This window comes from Brevundimonas sp. FV1ps31S, from assembly GCF_058681265.1.
In genome coordinates this window covers 2,873,145-2,891,624 of sequence record NZ_CM178735.1, presented here as the reverse complement: position 1 = coordinate 2,891,624, position 18,480 = coordinate 2,873,145, and the positions used below count along the sequence as shown (strand labels likewise).

General features: G+C 63.5%; 19 protein-coding genes and 1 pseudogene. 9 read left to right on the top strand and 11 right to left on the bottom strand.

The genetic code is table 11. From position 1 onward, the window contains the following. The first annotated feature begins 31 nt into the window (after nt 1-31). Both ACVPT3_RS13795 and ACVPT3_RS13790 read left to right on the top strand, forming a co-directional pair. The gene (locus ACVPT3_RS13795; RefSeq protein ID WP_492041440.1) at nt 32-1,207 is read left to right on the top strand and encodes an SGNH/GDSL hydrolase family protein; all 1,176 of its coding nucleotides are present in this window, start codon (nt 32-34) and stop codon (nt 1,205-1,207) included. Then, a complete protein-coding gene (locus ACVPT3_RS13790; protein ID WP_492041439.1) occupies nt 1,207-3,333 on the top strand; it encodes a glycoside hydrolase domain-containing protein in 2,127 nt (708 codons plus the stop codon). The genes ACVPT3_RS13795 and ACVPT3_RS13790 overlap by 1 nt, the downstream gene beginning before the upstream one ends. A 141-nt stretch (nt 3,334-3,474) precedes the next feature. Here ACVPT3_RS13790 and ACVPT3_RS13785 read toward each other — a convergent pair whose 3' ends face one another. Next, nucleotides 3,475-3,678, bottom strand: a complete 204-nt coding sequence (locus ACVPT3_RS13785) for an integrase core domain-containing protein (protein ID WP_492041438.1) — start codon at nt 3,676-3,678, stop codon at nt 3,475-3,477. Next, nucleotides 3,677-4,230: pseudogene (locus ACVPT3_RS13780) on the bottom strand (transposase); the annotation flags it as partial. The pseudogene ACVPT3_RS13780 and the gene ACVPT3_RS13785, both read right to left, overlap by 2 nt. Before the next feature lie 186 nt (nt 4,231-4,416). Here ACVPT3_RS13780 and ACVPT3_RS13775 point away from each other — a divergent pair. After that, complete coding sequence (locus ACVPT3_RS13775; protein ID WP_492041437.1) at nt 4,417-5,469, top strand: NAD(P)H-dependent flavin oxidoreductase; 1,053 nt, start codon at nt 4,417-4,419, stop codon at nt 5,467-5,469. 336 nt (nt 5,470-5,805) lie between these two features. Here the strand turns inward: ACVPT3_RS13775 and ACVPT3_RS13770 are convergent, their stop codons facing one another. Next, nucleotides 5,806-6,645: an SDR family NAD(P)-dependent oxidoreductase gene (locus tag ACVPT3_RS13770; RefSeq protein ID WP_492041436.1), complete on the bottom strand. Its 840-nt coding sequence runs from the start codon at nt 6,643-6,645 to the stop codon at nt 5,806-5,808. 75 nt (nt 6,646-6,720) lie between these two features. On the opposite strand from ACVPT3_RS13770, the gene ACVPT3_RS13765 reads away from it, so the two are divergent. After that, nucleotides 6,721-7,071, top strand: a complete 351-nt coding sequence (locus tag ACVPT3_RS13765) for a MerR family transcriptional regulator (RefSeq protein WP_492041435.1) — start codon at nt 6,721-6,723, stop codon at nt 7,069-7,071. A 24-nt stretch (nt 7,072-7,095) separates the two neighbouring features. On the opposite strand, the gene ACVPT3_RS13760 is transcribed toward ACVPT3_RS13765, so the two are convergent. Then, complete coding sequence (locus ACVPT3_RS13760; RefSeq protein WP_492041434.1) at nt 7,096-8,382, bottom strand: LysR family transcriptional regulator; 1,287 nt, start codon at nt 8,380-8,382, stop codon at nt 7,096-7,098. Between ACVPT3_RS13760 and ACVPT3_RS13755 the strand changes: the two genes are divergently transcribed. After that, entirely contained in the window at nt 8,347-9,063 is a 717-nt protein-coding gene (locus ACVPT3_RS13755; protein ID WP_492041433.1) for an alpha/beta hydrolase, read from the top strand. The two genes, ACVPT3_RS13760 and ACVPT3_RS13755, sit on opposite strands and share 36 nt — an antisense overlap. Before the next feature lie 321 nt (nt 9,064-9,384). On the opposite strand, the gene ACVPT3_RS13750 is transcribed toward ACVPT3_RS13755, so the two are convergent. Next, a complete protein-coding gene (locus ACVPT3_RS13750) occupies nt 9,385-9,597 on the bottom strand; it encodes a hypothetical protein (protein ID WP_492041432.1) in 213 nt (70 codons plus the stop codon). A 121-nt stretch (nt 9,598-9,718) separates the two neighbouring features. Here ACVPT3_RS13750 and ACVPT3_RS13745 point away from each other — a divergent pair, with 121 nt between their 5' ends. Together ACVPT3_RS13745 and ACVPT3_RS13740 are read left to right on the top strand one after the other, a co-directional pair. Further along, the gene (locus ACVPT3_RS13745) at nt 9,719-10,195 is read left to right on the top strand and encodes a sulfatase family protein (protein ID WP_492041431.1); all 477 of its coding nucleotides are present in this window, start codon (nt 9,719-9,721) and stop codon (nt 10,193-10,195) included. 165 nt (nt 10,196-10,360) lie between these two features. After that, nucleotides 10,361-10,984 carry a hypothetical protein gene (locus ACVPT3_RS13740; protein WP_492041430.1) on the top strand — a complete coding sequence of 208 codons (624 nt, stop codon included), beginning with the start codon at nt 10,361-10,363 and terminating at the stop codon, nt 10,982-10,984. 88 nt (nt 10,985-11,072) lie between these two features. Here the strand turns inward: ACVPT3_RS13740 and ACVPT3_RS13735 are convergent. The 4 genes from ACVPT3_RS13735 to ACVPT3_RS13720 form a co-directional block, all read right to left on the bottom strand. Next, a protein-coding gene (locus ACVPT3_RS13735; protein ID WP_492041429.1) for an IS5 family transposase occupies nt 11,073-11,833 on the bottom strand; the annotation gives its coding sequence in 2 pieces (ribosomal slippage) (nt 11,073-11,506 and nt 11,506-11,833; 762 coding nt in all). Between the two features lie 382 nt (nt 11,834-12,215). Next, nucleotides 12,216-13,589 (bottom strand): outer membrane protein transport protein, encoded by a 1,374-nt coding sequence (locus ACVPT3_RS13730; protein ID WP_492041428.1) that lies wholly within the window; start codon nt 13,587-13,589, stop codon nt 12,216-12,218. 57 nt (nt 13,590-13,646) lie between these two features. Then, a complete protein-coding gene (locus ACVPT3_RS13725; protein ID WP_492041427.1) occupies nt 13,647-13,826 on the bottom strand; it encodes a hypothetical protein in 180 nt (59 codons plus the stop codon). Next, nucleotides 13,823-14,188 (bottom strand): hypothetical protein, encoded by a 366-nt coding sequence (locus ACVPT3_RS13720; RefSeq protein WP_492041426.1) that lies wholly within the window; start codon nt 14,186-14,188, stop codon nt 13,823-13,825. Before ACVPT3_RS13720 ends, ACVPT3_RS13725 begins: the two co-directional genes overlap by 4 nt. A 296-nt stretch (nt 14,189-14,484) precedes the next feature. Between ACVPT3_RS13720 and ACVPT3_RS13715 the strand changes: the two genes are divergently transcribed. Both ACVPT3_RS13715 and ACVPT3_RS13710 read left to right on the top strand, forming a co-directional pair. Further along, complete coding sequence (locus ACVPT3_RS13715) at nt 14,485-15,993, top strand: sulfatase family protein (RefSeq protein WP_492041425.1); 1,509 nt, start codon at nt 14,485-14,487, stop codon at nt 15,991-15,993. A gap of 71 nt (nt 15,994-16,064) precedes the next feature. Further along, nucleotides 16,065-16,745 (top strand): TetR/AcrR family transcriptional regulator, encoded by a 681-nt coding sequence (locus tag ACVPT3_RS13710; RefSeq protein ID WP_492041424.1) that lies wholly within the window; start codon nt 16,065-16,067, stop codon nt 16,743-16,745. A 29-nt stretch (nt 16,746-16,774) separates the two neighbouring features. Here the strand turns inward: ACVPT3_RS13710 and ACVPT3_RS13705 are convergent, their stop codons facing one another. After that, nucleotides 16,775-17,716, bottom strand: coding sequence for an amidohydrolase family protein (locus ACVPT3_RS13705; RefSeq protein WP_492041423.1), 942 nt, complete (start codon nt 17,714-17,716; stop codon nt 16,775-16,777). A 122-nt stretch (nt 17,717-17,838) separates the two neighbouring features. After that, nucleotides 17,839-18,477, bottom strand: a complete 639-nt coding sequence (locus ACVPT3_RS13700; RefSeq protein ID WP_492041422.1) for a TetR/AcrR family transcriptional regulator — start codon at nt 18,475-18,477, stop codon at nt 17,839-17,841. Nucleotides 18,478-18,480: the final 3 nt, after the last annotated feature.

Here is an 18,480-nt window from a genome sequence, read left to right as displayed (position 1 = left end):
GATGCAACGCATGACACGCCGTCTGGCGACGATGGTCGCCGCCCTGGCCTTGGTCGGCGCCGCGTCTGGAACTGTCCAGGCTCAGGAACGATGGGGCGGGGCCTGGGGCTACGCCACCTCGCCCGCCACGGCGACGGTGAAGGGCGAGCTTCCACCCGGTGAATACCGGTTCCGTATCCGGCTCAGCCAGTCGGGGGACGCGATTCGGCTCCGGTTCCTTAACCCGGAGGGCGCCGCTCCGCTATCGATCGTCTCGGTGCGGGTGGCTCCCGCCGTTGCAGCGAGCGGGTTCGCTCTTAACACGGTCGACACGATACCACTGCGGTTCGCCGGCGCGGAAGCCTTGACGCTGACCGGCGGCGGGAGCCTGGACACCGATCCGGCCGCCTTCGCGGCCATATCGGGACAGGATATGGTCGTCAGCGTCGTCGCCGACCGGCCCAGCACAACGGTCGCCGGCAATGCGGGTTTTCCACTGGCCTTTGCTGCGGGCGACGCGCCGGCCGAGACGGCGTTCGAGGCTCGAAACATTCGCCCCTTCGTAACCATGGTTTCGGTGCGTAATCCGTCGGCCGATTGCACCGTGGTCACGATCGGAGACTCCATCACTGAGGGCTCCAGAGGCGACCGACCAGACTGGCGCGGCTGGCCCGGCATTCTCGCCTCACGTCTTATCGCTGCATCACCGCATCGGCATTGCGGCGTCGTCAACCTCGGGATCAGTGGCAATCGCCTGTTGCGTGACGGCCGAGGCACGGCGGCCGTGGACCGGTTTGATCGCGACGTCGTTCCCGTCCCCGGCGCCACGCACATGATCGTCCTGGAAGGCATCAACGATATCTGGCGCGCCTATCAGACTGGAGAGCCGTCGGTTGGGCCAGAGGACATCATCGCCGGTTACAGACGCTTGATCGACGCCGGCCATGCGCGCGGCCTGACCGTCATTGGCGGAACAATAACGCCGGGATTTGGCTCGCGGCTCATCGACCGTCCTATGGACGACACCCGCCAGGCCGTGAACCGCTGGATTCGGTCCAGCGGCGAGTTCGACGCGGTCATCGATTTCGACCTCGCGATGCGCGATACCGAGACGCCCCCAGGCCTCAGAATCCCTTTCGACTCGGGCGACCGCATCCACCCGGGCAATGCGGGCTATGAAGCCATGGGACGCGCCGTGCCGCTCGACCTGTTGCAGCCGCGCCCGTGATGAGCCATCGGATCCGGCCGTTTCAGGCCCTGTGGCTCACCCTCGCGATCATGCCTTCGGTCGCCCTGGCTCAGGAGCGACCGGAGCCCGTCGATCTGGTCGATCCCTTTGTCGGGACCTCGGGCGATCACGGTCAGCTGACGCCCGCCGCGACTGGCCCATACGGCATGGTCCAGCTGTCGCCGGACACACGACCGGCCCAGCATGCAGGCTACGACTTCGCCGCCGACCAGCTGGTCGGGTTCTCGCACACGCGGGCCGTCGGCGTCGGTTGCGGCGGAGGCGGCGGGGATCTCCTAGTTTCCGTGGGGTACGCGGGAGATACACCTGTCTGGACGATGGACAAGTCGTCGGAACGGGCCGGGCCTGGTTGGTACAGCGTCCGCTACGGCGACGGCATCCAGGCCGAACTCGCGGCGATCGGTGCGGCGGGCCTGGCGACGTTCTCCGTGCCTCGCGCCGGAATGGTGCATGTCGTGCTGGATCCACGCCACGGCTATACTCGACGCCACGCGGCGGAGTGGATGTCGCGGGACGCAGACGACCTTCGTGGTACGATGTCGGCGGGCACGGTCTGCGATCGGGGCGTCTACCATCTGGCTTTCGCCAGCACGGTGACGCTGAACGACCGGCCGACAACTGTGGCCGCATCAGAGCTTGACGGAGACCGGCTGGCCTTCGATATCCCCGTCGCCGCAGGTGATCGCATCACGGTGCGGACCGGCCTGTCCGTCGTCGATACCCTATCGGCGCGAAGGGTTCTGACCCAGTCCGTCGGCGACCTCGACTACGATGGGGTGAAGCAGGTGTCGCAGGACGCCTGGGCCCAGGAACTCAACCGAGTCCGCGTTTCTGACGACAGTGAGCGGGCTATGCTGCTCTACACTCATCTGTTCCGGGTAATGCAGACGCCGGTCCGGATCGACGATATGGACGGCCGCTATCGCCGCTCCGACGGCTCGCTTCATCAGGCTCCGCAAGGCCGACATCGATACGCCGGCTGGGCCGTGTGGGACAACTACCGGACCCAGTTACCGCTCCTCGCTCTACTAGATCCCGACAGGTCAGCCGATATCGCCGCCTCCCTGGCCGAACTCTATCTGGCCGGCAAGGCCCAGTGGGCGACGCCCCACGAGCCCTTCATCACGGTCCGCACGGAACATGCGGGCGTTGCGCTTCTGGATTTCCGCCGCAAGGGCATCGGCGGTTTCGACGCCGAGGCGATCCTGCCGTTGATGGTCGCGGAGCTCGCCGAACTGCCCCGAGGCACGCCTGATCAGCAGATCGAAACCGCCTATGATGCCTGGGCCGCTGCCGAGCTGGCTGCGGATCTGGGCCAGACGCCCCTAGCGGAGAGCCTTAGCGCCAACGCCCTATCCTACCGCCCCATGTGGCAGGACACCTTTCGGGATGTGTCCGTCGACTTCGACGTCGTTAAGGCGCGCGGTCTCTATCAGGGCACTCTCTGGCAGTATCGCTGGGCGCCAGTCTTCGATCTCGACTGGCTGGTCGATCAGGCGCTGGGACGAGACCGATTCAACGCAGAGCTCGGGCGGTTTTTCGACGCCGGCCTGTTCAACATGACCAACCAACCGGACATCCACACGCCCTTCCTGTTCGCCCGCACCGGAGCGCCCGAACGGACCGACGCCCTGGTCGACGCCATCCTGAACCGTCCGATGGACCACTGGTACACCAACGCCGGAAAACGGCCGTCCCCATGGCGGGGCCTCGCCTTCGCTCTGGCCCCCATCGGCTATGCGGACGGGATGGATGACGACGCAGGCGGCATGGCGGCCTGGTACGTATGGGCGTCGCTGGGCCTCTATCCTCTCGTTCCGGGAAGACCCGACTACGTCCTGACACGGCCATCGTTCAACCACGTCGAAATCCGGCCTAAAGGCGGCCGGACAATATTCATCGACCACATACACGCCGGTGCGGAGACAAAGGTGACGTGGAACGGTTGTGAGACGCGGGACCGCCTTCTCTCCCATTCCCGCCTCGCGGCAGGCGGACGGCTGGAGATTTCAAGGCCGCAAATGAAATCCGCCATTTGCGCGACGATCAGCCACTGTACCGGGATGTTCGGAGAATCGGCCAATGCGATCTGCCCGATCCTCTAACGGGATTGGGTGGCTTCGCGGAAAACCCGCGCCTCGCCGTTCAGGCAACGCACTTTTGCGTTGTTGAAAATATGCTGGGCGCCCTTGGAGCGCGAATTCCTAAGCTTCAGACTCGATGGCGTCTGACGTGACCCCCGTTTCTCATCCAGCCAAAACGAGAGTCCTGGGGTGATCTGAACTGGGGTTTGTGGGGTTGGCAAGAGGCCGGTCAGCGCAGCCTCCAACCAGCGCAGCGGACCGGCCGATCTGTCCGCTGAGCGCTTCTGCAAAAGCCTGTGGCGTCAGCCACCCGAGCTTCGAGTGCGGACGCCGTTCGTTGTAATCGCTTCGCCAGGCCTCCAGCACCGCGCCGGCGCACCGTCAGCTTCTCCTCGCGGTAGATCCGCTGGACCCGCTTCTTGTTGACCGCATGCCCTTCGCGCCGAAGCATCACATGTAGGCGGCGATAGCCGAACCGCCGCCGCTCCTACGCGAGGGCCTTCAGCCGGTCCCGCAGGGCGCCGTCGTCCGGTCGCGTCGCCTGATAGCGCACGCTCGTCCGATCAACGCCCAGCACCCGGCAGGCCCGCCGTTCGCTCATCGCGTAGGCCGACTGCAAGTGCGCCGCCGCCTCCCGATGCGCAGCGGGCGTCACCACTTTTTTCCCAGCAGATCCTTCAGCGCGACGTTGTCCAGCATCGAGTCCGCCAGCATACGCTTCAGCTTGGCGTTCTCCTCTTCCAGCGCCTTCAGACGCCGGGCCTCCGACACGTCCATGCCGCCATACTTGGCCTTCCACTTGTAGAAGGTCGGCGAGCTCAACCCGTGCTTCCTGCACAGGTCCGCCACCGGAACACCGGCCTCCTGCTCGCGCAGGATCCCGATGATCTGTTCTTCCGTGAACCGTGATCGCTTCATTCTGTCCGTCCTCTCGAGGGGCGGACTCTAGCTATTCCTGGAGGAGTTTCAGGGGGGCACGTCACCCCTAACGCGGTTCGGAAAGTTTGCTTTCGGGGCTTGGGGCAGATGCCCGGTTCTGGGCCTGATGCCAATTTCGTGGTCCGACCCATTGCCGACATTGAGGGGGCAGGGCTATCTCCGGCCATGACCTTGCTTACGGAACTCTCGGTCCGGCTGCCCATCATTCAAGCTCCCATGGCGGGCGTATCCACCCCAGTGCTGGCGGCGACAGTTTCCAACGCGGGCGCGCTTGGGTCGATCGGTGTGGGGGCGACGAACTCCGCCGGGGCTGCGGCTATGATCGATGAGGTCCGCCGGCTCACGACTGCAACGTTCAACGTCAACGTCTTCGTGCACGCCCCCCCTCGGCGCGATCTGGATCGCGAGGCGACGTGGCTTAACGCGTTGAAGCCTCTGTTCGAGACGTTCTCGGCTGAGCTGCCGCCCTCCCTTACGACCATCTATCGCAGCTTCGCCGAGGACGATGACATGCTGCGGCTGATGATCGACAGGGCACCGCCGGTCGTCAGCTTTCACTTCGGCCTGCCTGACGAGCATAAGGTCAGAGCCCTTAAGCAGGCCGGATGCCTGCTGATGAGCACCGCCACCAGCCTAGACGAAGCGCTTGCTGCGAAACGCGGCGGCATGGATGCGGTCGTCGCACAAGGCTATGAAGCGGGCGGGCACCGAGGCGTCTTTGATCCCGACGGAGAGGATGCGCAGCTCGGAACGCTGCCGTTGACCCGCATGCTTGTCCAAAACTGTGGGCTGCCCGTCATCGCTGCCGGCGGCGTCATGGATGGGCGAGGCGTTCGCGCCGTCTTAGACCTCGGCGCCGTAGCTGCGCAGCTTGGCACCGCCTTCATTGGTTGTCCGGAGAGCGCGGCGGATGAAGCCTATCGAGCGGCGCTCCGAAGCGAGTCCGCGCACCACACGATTATGACCAAGGCGATATCCGGCAGACCCGCCCGCTGTCTCCGCAACGGCTTCACACGCTGGGGGATGACCGTCAGCGTCAGCGCACCCGACTATCCTGTGGCCTACGATGCCGGAAAGGCGCTGAACGCAGCGGCCAAGGCGACAGGTAACGGCGACTTCGGCGCCCAGTGGGCGGGGCAAGGAGCGCCGCTGGCGCGCAGCTTGCCCGCGGGCGACCTGATCGACACCCTGGAACGAGAACTGGTGGCGGCAGACTAAGGCCCGCTAACCACCCAAAACGGCGGTTCAGGAGGGCTGCTTTGCGGAGGGCTCACGCTCGAACACACCGGCTCGCCGATAGCGGACGTTCCGAACGCCTCGGATGAGTCAAACTCGGCAGCTCCGAGGGCGTGGTCGGGACTTGGCGTATGATCCTGAGAACTATTCAGCTTCCGTCGGATGGGCCGCGTAGGTCGGAAACGCGCCAGAAGTGGTCATTACCACCCATCCAAGAAGCAGACATTCAGTGATCGTACCGAATGTCTGCTTCTTGGCTTGGCGATAAGGTCGCAATTCGACCGAGGCTTTGTGAAAATGCCTAAACGGAACAAAACTTCACACTTCGAAACCGGTCAAGTGGACGCTCCAGTCCAGCAGCGCCTCGCACTGTTCTACATTTGCGGCCGGGCCGCTGACATCGCGCAACCGGCATTTCTCCAGATAGGCTCCGCTGATGCCTGCCGCTTCGGCGGAATCGGCGAGATGGACGAGCGTCTTGGCGCCCTCATCCGGGGAAATCGCGAAAAGTCGGGTGAAGCGATAAACGGGTTCCAACACGCCGCCTTCTCCCCGACCGAAGCCCGTAGCGACGAAGCCGGGGCTGAAACAGTTGAGGGTGATACCGATACCAGACCAACGGCGGGCGAGGGCCCGGGTGACCATGAGGTTGTAGAGCTTCGTGGCTGCATAGGTGCCGTTGGTCGAGAAACGCTTCTCCGCTTGCAGATTATCCGGATCGTATCGAGCTTGCCGGTAGACGAACGACCCCGTGTTAACGACGCGAGCCGCCGGCGAAGCCAGCAACAGTCGCTTCAGACCGAGCGTCAGCGCGACAGAGGCGAGGTGGTTGATCGCCACGGTGCGCTCGATGCCTTCCGAGGTCAGGGCACGACGTTGAAACCAAGTGCCGGCATTGTTGGCCAGCACGTCGATTGCCTGTTCGGTTGCCTCAAGATCCATAACGACGCTCCGTACTTGAGACATCAGCGACAGGTCCGCTGAAATCAGCCGGTGTGTCCCGGCCGGTGTTGCGGCAAGGCTGGCGACAGCCTTGCGACCACGGTCCGCATCGCGCCCGATGAGGATCAGCCGGTGCCCGCGATCGGCCAAAGCCCTCGCAGCGGCAAGTCCGATGCCGGACGTACCCCCGGTAATGATGATTGTCTTTGAGCTCAACTCTTCGCCTTTCGGGCTGATATTCCTGTTGAGCGCGAGTATGAACTCTCAACCTAGATTGAGGGTCAACACGTTATGCGGATTGGTGAGCTGGCAAGACGAACCGGGATTTCCGTTTCCCGGATACGCTTCTACGAGGCCCGCGGATTGCTTCCGCAGGCGCCGCGCGCCGCCAATGGCTATCGGAGCTATGACGCGGATGCTGTAGCCATCCTCCAGTTCGTCAGTCAGGCACAGCGGCTCGGCTTCACTTTGGCGGAAATCCAGGCAGGGATGCCCCGCCCCCAGTTTGGAATGCCGCCGCCATCGGCGATCGTTGTCCTCCTCCGTCAGAAGGAAGCGGAGATCGATCGATTGATCCAGGTCGCTACAGCCAAAAAACAAGCTCTAGCGTCCCTTCTCGATGAGCTGAGCTGCGCAGTGTAATTGCTCTCATGCTGTCGGTACCGATCATGTCAAGGCAGCTTTGCTGGACGAAAGATATTGCACGACGGTGTCGATAAAGAGCCTGGCCCTTTTGGGAAGCTGGCGACGACTTGGATAGAGAACTGCGATCGGAAACTCTGGCGTGGTATATTCGGGCAACAACATTTGCAGTCGTCCCGCTGCGACGTCGTCGCGGATCAGGAAGGTCGGTAAGCAAGCTACCCCAAGCCCTGCAAGCGCCGCATCACGCAACGCTCCCGCATTGTCGCACAGTAGCGTTGGCCGCGGCGCAATGGAGCGTGGCGGTTCAGTCCCGGTCCGTAACGCCCAGCCGCGCGGACGGTCCCTCGTACCGGACAGAAGTTGCCGATGCTGTGTCAGATCCTCGATCGTGACGCAGGTGGGCTGTTGCGTCAGGTAAATGGGCGAGGCGCAAAGCTGCCCAACAGACCTTGCAACGACTCTTGCGATGAGTTCAGACTGAACTGGCAACTCTCCGAAGCGGAATGCGCAATCAAATCCCTCGTCGACGATGTCGATCGTGCGATCGGTGAAGCTCGCTTCTGCTGAAAGTTCCGGCCACTGCGTGAGGTATTTGCTCAGAAGGGGTAGGATAACCTGCCGACCAAATGCCTCCGGCGCCGTTACCCTTAGCACGCCGCGTAATCGCCCACTGTGGCTGACCGCCGTTTGAGCATCCGCAAGATCGGCCAGCACCCGCGTTGCACTCTCGTAGAAGGCCTGACCATCGGCAGTCAGACTGACACGACGGGTAGTCCTGTGCAGCAGGCGTGAGCCTAGCAGGTCTTCCAAACGTGCAATTGCCTTGCTTGCGGCCGAGCGGGTCAACCCGGCTCGCTTTGCCCCGTCACTGAATGACAGGGCGTTCGCCACGGCGATAAACGCCTGCAGGGTGCCAGTGTCTGCCAGTTCCTTCAAAGCTGCCTCCATCGTCAACTCAAGCGAACTAGTTTGGCGAAACCCATTCACCAATACAGCTTCTATACGGATGTATTGTAGCCATTGAAAATAGGAAACGTGATGCCATTGCCCTCTGAAACGCTCAGTCTTCTCGCCGCATGGAGAAACGCTGCCGTTGGCGTCGTTGAGGCCGTGCAAGGCGACGGAACCGCTGATTGGCAGGCCGCACGCGATGGCTATGTCGATCAGCTCGCAGCATTGCTCCCAGCGCCTGAGGGGGTATCCTTTGAGAACGTTGAAATGGATGGGGTGCCCGCGTTGCTTGTCACCCCGGACAAAGTCGAAGACGACCGCGTGCTGTTTTACATGCATGGCGGCGGTTATGTGCATGGGGCGCCGCGTGCCTATCGTGGCATGGCCGGCCATTACGCTTTGAAGCTTCGGGCGCGGGTCTACATTCCGGATTACAGGCAAGCTCCCGAATACCCCTTTCCCACGCCGATCATGGATACTTTTCGTGCGTACTGTGCGCTGTTCGCCATGGGCCATGACGCATCGCGCATCGCCGTTTCCGGCGATTCCGCGGGTGGAGCGCTGGTCATGACGATCATGCGCAAGGCGCGTGACGCGGGCGTGCCATTGCCTGTCGCAGGAGTCGCCATTTCGCCTTGGGCCGATCTAGCTCACGCTGGACCATCTGCTCGCACTCGCGATGGCCTTGATCCGCTATGCAGCGTCGTATTTCTCGACCGACTGGCAGGCATCTTCCTAGCAGGTGAACTTCCCACCCACCCTGACGCTTCGCCCGTTCACGCCGACCTGCGCGGGCTGCCGCCCGTCCTGATCCAGATGGGCGAGAATGAGGTCATGTTGAGCGGCGGCATCGCGTTGGCCGAGCGGCTGGCTGACCAGCGCGTTCGTACCACGCTGGAGGTTTGGCCGGAAATGTTTCACGTCTGGCATAGCTTCGCCGGGCACATGGCCGAGGCCGACGAGGCGTTGGACAATGCCGTCAGCTTCTTGGAGCGAGAGTTTGCGCGCAGGTCCAAGCAGCAGGCCCAATTGCGCTGACTTCCGAAACGCTCCCGCCGGTTCGGCAGTCAGCGGGGACGATTTCAAAATAGCATCCTACTCAGGACGGTCGAGGACGCTTAGCGTCCGCTTTTGACCATCCTTTCGCCAGCCCGCGTGAGGGCCAAAACCAAGCCGCTGTGGATGAGAGGCGGGACTTGCATAGGATAGGAGGGGACGCTGTCGCGTTGGCGCAGCCGAGCGCATTTTCAGCCGGCGCGCTGTTCGACGTTGGTGTCGCTGATGTCGAATCTGGACGAGGCGTCGAATTGTTTCCGACGCCTCGCCAGTGCTTCGAAGAGGGAGCTTCGCTCTCCGCTATCACCGTCTCGCTGCCTCTGATGGCGAGGACGGCGACAAGGTTGCGAGGTCGGCGTCGATCGCCGCGAGTTTCGCATCGGTGATATATTCGGGCGCAAAGCGCTGGATGCCCTTCAGAGGCAGGCCACGCGCCATTTCGAGGCGTGGGTTGGTCAGAACTTCCGGAAGATGCTTTTCAAGGATCGCCTTGGCCGCTGGATTGTCCAGGAGCAAGCCGATGGGCGTCCGCGCGGTGGTGAAAGCCGTTTCTGTAGGCGTTTGAGCCGATGTGACGCCAGTCGTTGGCGACTGTTGTGCAAGCGCGCCGCCGCCGATCAGCGGTAAGGCCGTCGATATGGTGACGCAGATGAACGGCGACGGAAGGCCCTTCTTCCTCAGCCTGCATTTCAACGCGCCGCACTGGCCGTGGGAAGGGCCTGGAGATCGGGCCGAGGCCGACCGTCTGGCCCAAGCCGGGCCGTTCGCGATCCAGCATTTCGACGGCGGATCGCTGAAGACTTACGGGGAGATCGTGCGCGCGATGGACGCCCAGATCGGTGCGCTGCTCGAACGCCTCGATATCCTCGGGATCACGGACAACACGATCATCGTCTTCACGTCCGACAACGGGGGAGAAAGGTTTTCCGACACCTGGCCATTCTCGGCCATGAAGACGGAACTGCTGGAAGGTGGCCTTCGAGTGCCGCTGATCGTCCGGTGGCCGGGCGTCGTTCGCCCGGGCTCGGTGATCGAGCAGGCCGCGATAACAATGGACATGGTCCAGGCCCAGGCGGCACGGCTGAATGTTGCGTTTCCGGCCCTCAGTAAATGACCGCTGATGGCGCATCTGCGACATTGCTGGAAGGCGGGGAGGGGAATTGGCGCCCTCGTAATGTGCGCTCCGTCGAACGTCCGATCCTGACTGAGGCTGTGTGAAAACGCCTCTGGATCGAGCGGATAAGGCCTACTGGCGGACAAATGGCTCAATGAGCACCCAATGAACGTCGAACGGAAAACCGACATCACGGTCCTCAAGGGGATGGAGTGGCGCCTAGGGCGTCCCAACTTCTGGCGCTGGCTTGCTGGCCTCCCGGGGCCCCGCCGTCGCCTTCCGAAAGCAGCCGCAGACGCGGCACTGACTTTCCGCACGGCGGTGATACAGCACAGCTTCGTCAGCGGCTTGGACGAAATGTTTCACGACGCGGCGCTTTGGCGGGCCATCGTTGCCTTTGTGCGTGACTTCGCAGGAGGCGGTGAAATTACAGTACGCCGCGATGTCCGTGGTCGTTCTGAAGTGATCTCGCTGGCCGAATACGTATCTGAGATAGACGCATTCGTTCCTGAAGACGAAGGCGACGCGCCGCGGGCTTTAGCTATGTTTCTTTGGCAGAAGGGCTCGCTGCGGCTCTATGTCGAGCCCGAAAACTGGTTCGCGGTCGGCGGCCCCGCCCCATACTATGACTCGTTCACGTACAGCATCTACGCCGAAAGGGACATTACCGCCGAGCTTGTGACGCGTCTCAAAGAGTCGCCCGACGCGTCGGGATGGCGGTTCGCCGACTTCTTCAACGTCGATGGCATCAACAACGCCCTGCCTGCAGGGTTCCTGGGCGTAAATTGAGGAGCGACACCGCTTTCGGCTAATGTCCGCCAAGGTCAGGCTACGACATCTACGACAGGCCAAAAACTAGGTAGCGGTGACCATTTAGCTATTTGAGCCAGAGCATGATGGCGGCGAGGGTGACGAAGCCCATGAAGGTTGCCGCGAGCTTGTCGTATCGAGTGGCGATGCGCCGGAAGTGTTTGATGCGACTGAAGAAGCGTTCGAGGCGGTTGCGCTCCTTGTAGAGGGTCTTGTCGTAGGCGTGCTGTCTCTTGCGGTGGCGGCGGGGTGGCACGACGGGATCGCCGGACTGGTCGATGATCTTCCGATACAGCCGGTCCGCGTCGTAGGCCTTGTCGGCGAGAACGTAGTCGGCGGCGATACCGTCGATGAGGTCCACGGCCGGAGCCATGTCGTTCTGCTGGCCTGGGCCCAGCAGGATGCTGACGGGCAGGCCGAGCGCATCTACGCAGACGTGGATCTTGGTTCCGAAGCCGCCGCGAGACCGGCCAAGCGCCTGGGCGTCCGGTCCCCCCTTTTACGCCGCGCGCCGGCGGCCTGGGCATGGGCCCGGATGACGGTAGCGTCCAGCATCACCCACTCAAGATCAGGCTCCGCCGCCACCGCCTCGAACAGACGGTTCAGCACACCCATCTCGATCCAGCGATAATACCGCCGCTTGGCCGTCTGATAGGGACCGAACCGCTCCGGCAGATCGCGCCAGCGCCCACCGGACCGCGCCATCCACAACAGCGCGTCCACGAACAGTCGGCCATTGCTGCGCGGCCCTCGCTTGCCCTTGCGACCGCCCGGCACGAACGGCTCGATCCGCGCCCACTGATCGTCCCGAAGAACTTCGCCTTCCATCGACGCCTCCAAAGAGAAGCGTTGAATCAGAACCGTGTCAGTCGAGGAATCCTAAATCGTCACTAGGACCTAGGGCTCCGTCCATCGAACGGAGCCCTGTGAATCAGACATCTCAGCTCCTGAGAATCCTGAATGTCGATTGGCCCTAGCTCGGAAAAGCCAAGTTCCTGTTAGTGGACCCGTTGGCGACCAAAGTGAAGTTGGCGAGGGTCGCTAGGTCGGCTGGAGAGCCACCGGCGCGGGCGGCGACCTGAAGCCCGCTCATCGCCATCTGGACAAAGCTAGCCGCTTCGTCCGCGGTGATTGCTGGGTCGATCTCGCCGCGCGCTTGGCCCTCCTGGATGCGCTCGACGAGCGGGCGCCCAGGGGGCTGGACGCCGTTCTAGAACCGCCACCTCAGTCCCAGCGCGCCGATGAGTTCGGAGCCGTTCTGCTCGGCCTTCAAATCGGACGTCGCCAAGCCGCCATAGTAATCGACCCGGTTTTGCAGGGTCGTGCTCTGGACATCGACATAGGTCAGGGCGGCGTCGAGCACGACGTCCGTGCGGAGGGTCTTGGAAAGTCCTGCCGAAACCAGCAGTCGGTCGCCGTCGGGGCTTCGTGCCGTGCGCTCGGCCTGTGTTGGGCTGGGGTCGTAGCCGACGCCAGCGCGCAGCGTTACGGTGTCATCAAGGCGATAGTCCAGACCCAGCGCGACCGTCGTCACATCCTTATAGTTTTCCACCACGATCTCCTGGCTGTCCTCATGGGAAACAGTCATCGCGTCAAACACGCTCCATCCCACGCGACTGACCTGCGCGTTCAAGGTGAGCTTCGGCGTCAGCGCGTACCGCGCGGCGAATGTCGCGAACCAAGGCGTGCTGAGGGAGATCGTGGACGGGCCCTCGCCATTGCCGAGGGCCAAGGCGCCTTCGAGCCCCTCGACCAGGGAGTCGCCGGTCAGATCCTGGTCGATACGCGATCGATACGAGAGACCAAGATCCCAAGCCCCGCTGTGGACCTGGGCGCCGACATTCCACCCAAGGGCCCAGCCCTTGCCAAAATCGCTCGAGAAGCCGTCTTTGGCGGCGGGCTGGAAGGTGGGAGGGGCCAGGCCAGTAAGGGTCGGGAGGTTGGGAAGGGCCGAACTCAGGGTTTGTTCCATGTATTGTCCGTCGAGGCCCACGCCGAGATTCAGCCAGGCGTTGACCCGCGCGGCCAGCACCAGGCCGACATTCGCGCTCAGCACCTTCGACAGGCCCGCGTCGTAGCGGGCGAAGTCGCCGGTCTGGTCTCGGCTGCGCAGTTCATACTCGGTCGTCGAGTTGTAGGGCGCCGTCACAGCGAGCCCGACCGTGAACCGAGGACCGACCGGCAGGGCGAACGCGAAGTTGGGGACCACCCCGCTGTCGATCACGTCATTGACCTTGGCTTTGCCGCCCACGGGCGCCGTGCTCGACAATTCATAGCCTGGCGGGAAGGGCGGCGACGGTGCGGGCAGGGCGTAGGTGAGGGTGGAGCCCGTGTCCCGCACCTCGGAATCGACCATCATGCCGTGAGCGCCGACATAGACCTCGCGGCCGCCGCCGGCGATCGCGGCGGGGTTCCACCACAGGGACGCGGCGCCCTTGTCGGCGGCCTCCCCCGAGTAGGCCCGGCCGGCACCGCGAACCGATTGTTCCTGCAGGTAAAACGAGCCCGCCTGTGCGGGCGCCACGACGAAACTGGCGCCAAGCGCCATAACACCGGCCCAGCGGGAAAGCGGAGGAAGCGACATGGACGTCCTTGAAATTTGATGAGTATTGGATAGGCCCCGAAAGGGCCGGGACGAAGTTCAGCGAGGGCTTTTCGTCACGGTTCCGGTCATGCCCCGCCCCAAGAGGGTCCGGTAGGACACCGGAAACAGCCGCTCGATCACCGATGCGAGCTTCGCGTCGTTGCCAACCAGCACCCGCGGCCGCCGACGCACTGCCGCCTTGACGATGATCTCGCCAGCGCGTTCGGGGGCTATCACCGTCTCGCTGCCTCTGATGGCGAGGACGGCGACAAGGTTGCGAGGTCGGCGTCGATCGCCGCGAGTTTCGCATCGGTGATATATTCGGGCGCAAAGCGCTGGATGCCCTTCAGAGGCAGGCCACGCGCCATTTCGAGGCGTGGGTTGGTCAGAACTTCCGGAAGATGCTTTTCAAGGATCGCCTTGGCCGCTGGATTGTCCAAGAGCAAGCCGATGGGCGTCCGCGCGGTGGTGAAAGCCGTTTCTGTAGGCGTTTGAGCCGATGTGACGCCAGTCGTCGGCGACTGTTGTGCAAGCGCGCCGCCGCCGATCAGCGGTAAGCCGATGAGGGCGGTGGCCAAGGTCGTCTTGAGGTCGATCATTGAGTGTTTTTCCCTGGAAGGTCTTGTCTCTCACCAGAACAGGTCACCGTCCGGTAAGAAGGTTGTCGTCGAGAAACCACCAACGCGTCTCGTTCGGTCCGGCGTCGTGCGGCAGTTGCTATCTGGACCGATAGTCTAATATCGTTGAAAACGCAACGTCGAAGCCATCCGGCTCTCGATCCGGGCTTTAAGCGCCTCTACTGCCCTACGGACTGGCTCAGGTCGCGTTATCATCTGTGTTCTCCGCGCGAGATGAGTGCGATCGCTCGCCTTGACACTCGAATCGAAATGACTGAATGGTCAAAAAAACCAGTGGGCAGACAAAGGCGGAGGCGGGGCCGTCCGCGCCGCCTGACGGACTGTGGAACGGGAACGAAACGATGGGCGACCAGACCATCCTCAAACGGCGATCGCTGCTGCTTCTGCTGTCATCGACAGCCCTAGCCTCATGCGCGCCCTTCAGATCGTCCCAGGCCGCAGGGGGCTCCGAGACAGCGACGCGCCCTAACATCATCTACATCGTGGCCGACGATCTCGGATATGCGGATCTGTCCTGCTACGGGCGGCGCGAATATCGGACGGAAGCTTTGGACGGCTTGGCGGCTGGCGGAGCCCGCTTCGTGCAGGGTTACGCCAACTCCGCCGTCTGCTCAGCGACCCGAACCGCCCTCATCACCGGCCGCTACCAATACCGCCTGCCCGTCGGCCTGGAGGAGCCCGTCGGCTTTCGTCATGTCGGCTTGCCGCCCTCCCATCCGACCTTGCCCAGCCTCCTGAGAGATGCCGGCTACCAGACCGCGCTTGTCGGCAAATGGCACCTGGGAGACCTTCCGGACTACGGCCCGCTCAAAAGCGGCTACGATCATTTTTGGGGCATGCGGGGAGGGGCGGTGGACTACTTCCTGCATACCGCGCCGGTCATGGGGGCGGACCTCTGGGACGGCGACGTCCCCGTCGAGGAGGCCGGATACCTGACCGACCTTTTGGGAGCCAAGGCCGTCGATATGGTGACGCAGATGAACGGCGACGGAAGGCCCTTCTTCCTCAGCCTGCATTTCAACGCGCCGCACTGGCCGTGGGAAGGGCCTGGAGATCGGGCCGAGGCCGACCGTCTGGCCCAAGCCGGGCCGTTCGCGATCCAGCATTTCGACGGCGGATCGCTGAAGACTTACGGGGAGATCGTGCGCGCGATGGACGCCCAGATCGGTGCGCTGCTCGAACGCCTCGATATCCTCGGGATCACGGACAACACGATCATCGTCTTCACGTCCGACAACGGGGGAGAAAGGTTTTCCGACACCTGGCCATTCTCGGGCATGAAGACGGAACTGCTGGAAGGTGGCCTTCGAGTGCCGCTGATCGTCCGGTGGCCGGGCGTCGTTCGCCCGGGCTCGGTGATCGAGCAGGCCGCGATAACAATGGACATGGTCCCCACCCTGTTGGCTGCGGCGGGAACGGCGCCTCACCCCGACTATCCGTCCGATGGCGTTGATCTTTCGCCCGCGCTCGCCGGCGGCGCGCCTAAGCCACGTAAGCTGCATTTCCGCTTCAAGCACAACGATCAGGAGGCGTTTCGGGACGGGGATCTCAAGTATCTGAAGATTCGAAACGAAACCTACCTTTTCAATGTGGTCGACGACCCAAAGGAGCGCGCCAACCTCAAGGTGAGGCTTCCCGACGCATTCGCACGCATGGTCGCTGAGCATCGTGAATGGGATGCGACGATGCTGCCGATCGATCCGGAAGTGTTCTCGCACGGCTATTCCGGCCACGAACTGCCCGACCACGCCACGGGCGATCGCTGACAGAAGTTCAATGGCGCGACAGCCCGTCGCCGCGCCTTTAATCTAGGTCCGCCGAATCACCACCGAGCTGAATGAGCCGCGCCATCGTTCTCCCGCAGACGCCCATCGCCCCCGCCAAGCCCGATCGACGCTGGCTCCGCACGCGCAACCGCCTGGTCGATGCGGGTCTGGAACTCTTCGGCATGCTGGGACCGCAGGGCGTCGGGGTCGACGAAATCGCCGCCCACGCCGGGGTCTCCAAACAGACCTTCTATAATCATTTTCGGGATCGCGACGATCTGGCCGAACAACTCTGGCGGACGACCGCCGAGACGCTGAGGGTCGCCGTACAGCGCGTCAATGACGGAGTCGAGGATCCGGCGCGGCGCGTCGCTCAAGGGATCGCCGTCTACGCCCGCGTCGCGCGCGACCATCCCAATCGGGCGCGTTTCATCGTGAGCTACCCATTGCGGGGGGCTCCCGCCCCGCTCAGCAACCCTGGGCTGGAAGCGGATATCTCGGCCGGACTAGCGAGCGGACGGCTGGCGATCTCCAGCGTCGAGAGCGCCACGATCGTTTTGCTGGGCGTGGCCGGGGCGCTGATGATGCGGTCTCTTCAGGCGACTTCCGAAGGCCAGGCCGTCCGAATCTCGCAGGAAGTCCTGTCGCTCGCTTTGGCCTCGCTCGGTATCGAGCGAACACAGGCGGAGCAGATCGCCACTCGGGCAGCCGAAGCAATCGTCCGCGGTCCGGCATCGACCGCTCCGGACTGAGGGGCTCGCTCAGCGGGCGGGTAGGCCGGCTATCCGCAGCACCGCCTCGCCAAGGCCGGGAAAAGCCTTGCCGCATTGTCATGGCGCACGGCGTGGAGCTCCTCCGGGGAAAACGGAGCCCCTGCAACCGCCTGATCGAGGAGGGCGACGATGGGGGCGGGGGTGAAGGGATAGTCGGAGCCGTACAGGATATTGGAGACTGGAGCGATCGCCTTCAGCGCGTTGACCTGTTCGGGTTGCGAGGCGAGGGCGAGATCGTAGTGAAGGCGAGCGAGAGCCGCCAAGGTGGACCCGAAATCTTTCTGCCGGGCGCCCATGTACGGCAGATTCGCGAAACCCGCGATGCGGGTCGACAGATAGGGCAGCGCGCCGCCGCCATGGGGGACGATGAAGTTGATCCCCGGAAACGCCTCGACCCGGCCGGCGAGGATCAGGTCGGTTACGGTTCGCGTCGTTTCAAACGGGAACTCCAGCATCGGTGCTGGCACGGCGAGGTTGAAACCCTCGAAACAGCAGGGCGACGTCGGATGAATCAGGACGCTCGCGCCGCGGGCGTCCAGCCGCTCCCAGAGCGGCAGGAAGCATTCGTCGCCCAGATAGGCGCCGGCGACATTGGTCGGCAGAACCACGCCGTCCAAACCCAATTCGTCAAGCGCGTGGGAGAGCTCGGCGAGGGCCGCCGGTATGTCGGAAAGCGGGAGCAGGGCCAGCGCGCCGAACCGGGCCGGATGTCGAGCACAGATCTCGCTGGCGGCGATATTGACCTGCCGCGCCAGCCTCGCCTCGTCGACGCTGGACAGGAAATTCAGGAAGGGCGAAGACACAGAGAGCAGGCTGGCGGTGATGCCGACTTCGTCCATTATGTCTAAAGCCGCTTGTTCCGACCACTGCGGTATGGGGACGCCTCCATCAAGGGAGGTGAACCCGGCGCTTGCCAAGACCTCGGCGTAGAGCGGGGGCAGGAAATGCATGTGGACGTCGAGAGTCCTGACCTTCGTTGCGGCGGGATCTGCGACCTGAGCCCGCGCGAGAGAAGGATGGATCAGGCCTGTAGCTCCGGCGGCGCCGATCACCGTTCTTCGCGACAGTCGGGTCACGCGCCGCCCTTCCTGACAATATCCTCGGCGGCCAGAGCGGCGACAGAGACCGCGTCCTGGTCGGTCAGGCCAAGGCCCCGCAGGACGAGCTCGATGAGCTGTCGGCTGGCGGCGGTGACCGAGCTGACCGTGCGGTCATTCAACATGGCGACCATGCCGGAGAAGCCGCTGCCGATTATGAAAACCGCGCTGATATCCGCCGAGGAGACCAGGAAACGCTCCTGCTCGATGCCGGCCAGAACGTCATGGAGGGCTCCGCGGTGGAGTTCGGCCGGGAAACTGTTTCCGCCGCCGGGATCGGACTGCACCATGACCGCCACGCTCTCGGGGGCGTCGACCACCGAGCGAAAATAAACGCAAAGCGCCCGGGCGACCCGCGCGGCTGGGTCCGCGACGTCCGCGTTGAGTAGACGGACTCTCGCCTCGATTTCCACCTTGATGGCGGCCCTGACGACGGCGTGAAGCTCAGCCTTGTCGTCGAAGTGATTGTAAAAGCTTCCTTTCGCGACTCCTGCTTGCTCGACGATGTCATCGATTGAAACCGCGTCCGCCGGAGACTGGGAGAACAGCTGGCGACCTGCTGCGACGAGGGCCGCATAGGTCGCTTCTCCTCTCGGCTTGGCCGCTGTGCGCATGGT

Excerpts from the sequence above, each read along its gene's own strand:
- ACVPT3_RS13790 (WP_492041439.1), top strand. The coding sequence starts at position 1,207 with ATGAGCCATCGGATCCGGCCGTTTCAGGCCCTGTGGCTCACCCTCGCG.
- ACVPT3_RS13765 (WP_492041435.1), top strand. The coding sequence starts at position 6,721 with ATGCGGATTGGTGAGCTGGCAAGACGAACCGGGATTTCCGTTTCCCGG.
- ACVPT3_RS13760 (WP_492041434.1), bottom strand. The coding sequence starts at position 8,382 with ATGCACATAACCGCCGCCATGCATGTAAAACAGCACGCGGTCGTCTTC.
- ACVPT3_RS13710 (WP_492041424.1), top strand. The coding sequence starts at position 16,065 with ATGAGCCGCGCCATCGTTCTCCCGCAGACGCCCATCGCCCCCGCCAAG.
- ACVPT3_RS13700 (WP_492041422.1), bottom strand. The coding sequence starts at position 18,477 with ATGCGCACAGCGGCCAAGCCGAGAGGAGAAGCGACCTATGCGGCCCTC.
- ACVPT3_RS13775 (WP_492041437.1), top strand. The coding sequence starts at position 4,417 with ATGACCTTGCTTACGGAACTCTCGGTCCGGCTGCCCATCATTCAAGCT.
- ACVPT3_RS13795 (WP_492041440.1), top strand. The coding sequence starts at position 32 with ATGGTCGCCGCCCTGGCCTTGGTCGGCGCCGCGTCTGGAACTGTCCAG.
- ACVPT3_RS13705 (WP_492041423.1), bottom strand. The coding sequence starts at position 17,716 with ATGCATTTCCTGCCCCCGCTCTACGCCGAGGTCTTGGCAAGCGCCGGG.
- ACVPT3_RS13745 (WP_492041431.1), top strand. The coding sequence starts at position 9,719 with ATGGTGACGCAGATGAACGGCGACGGAAGGCCCTTCTTCCTCAGCCTG.
- ACVPT3_RS13715 (WP_492041425.1), top strand. The coding sequence starts at position 14,485 with ATGGTCAAAAAAACCAGTGGGCAGACAAAGGCGGAGGCGGGGCCGTCC.
- ACVPT3_RS13730 (WP_492041428.1), bottom strand. The coding sequence starts at position 13,589 with ATGTCGCTTCCTCCGCTTTCCCGCTGGGCCGGTGTTATGGCGCTTGGC.
- ACVPT3_RS13740 (WP_492041430.1), top strand. The coding sequence starts at position 10,361 with ATGAACGTCGAACGGAAAACCGACATCACGGTCCTCAAGGGGATGGAG.
- ACVPT3_RS13720 (WP_492041426.1), bottom strand. The coding sequence starts at position 14,188 with ATGATCGACCTCAAGACGACCTTGGCCACCGCCCTCATCGGCTTACCG.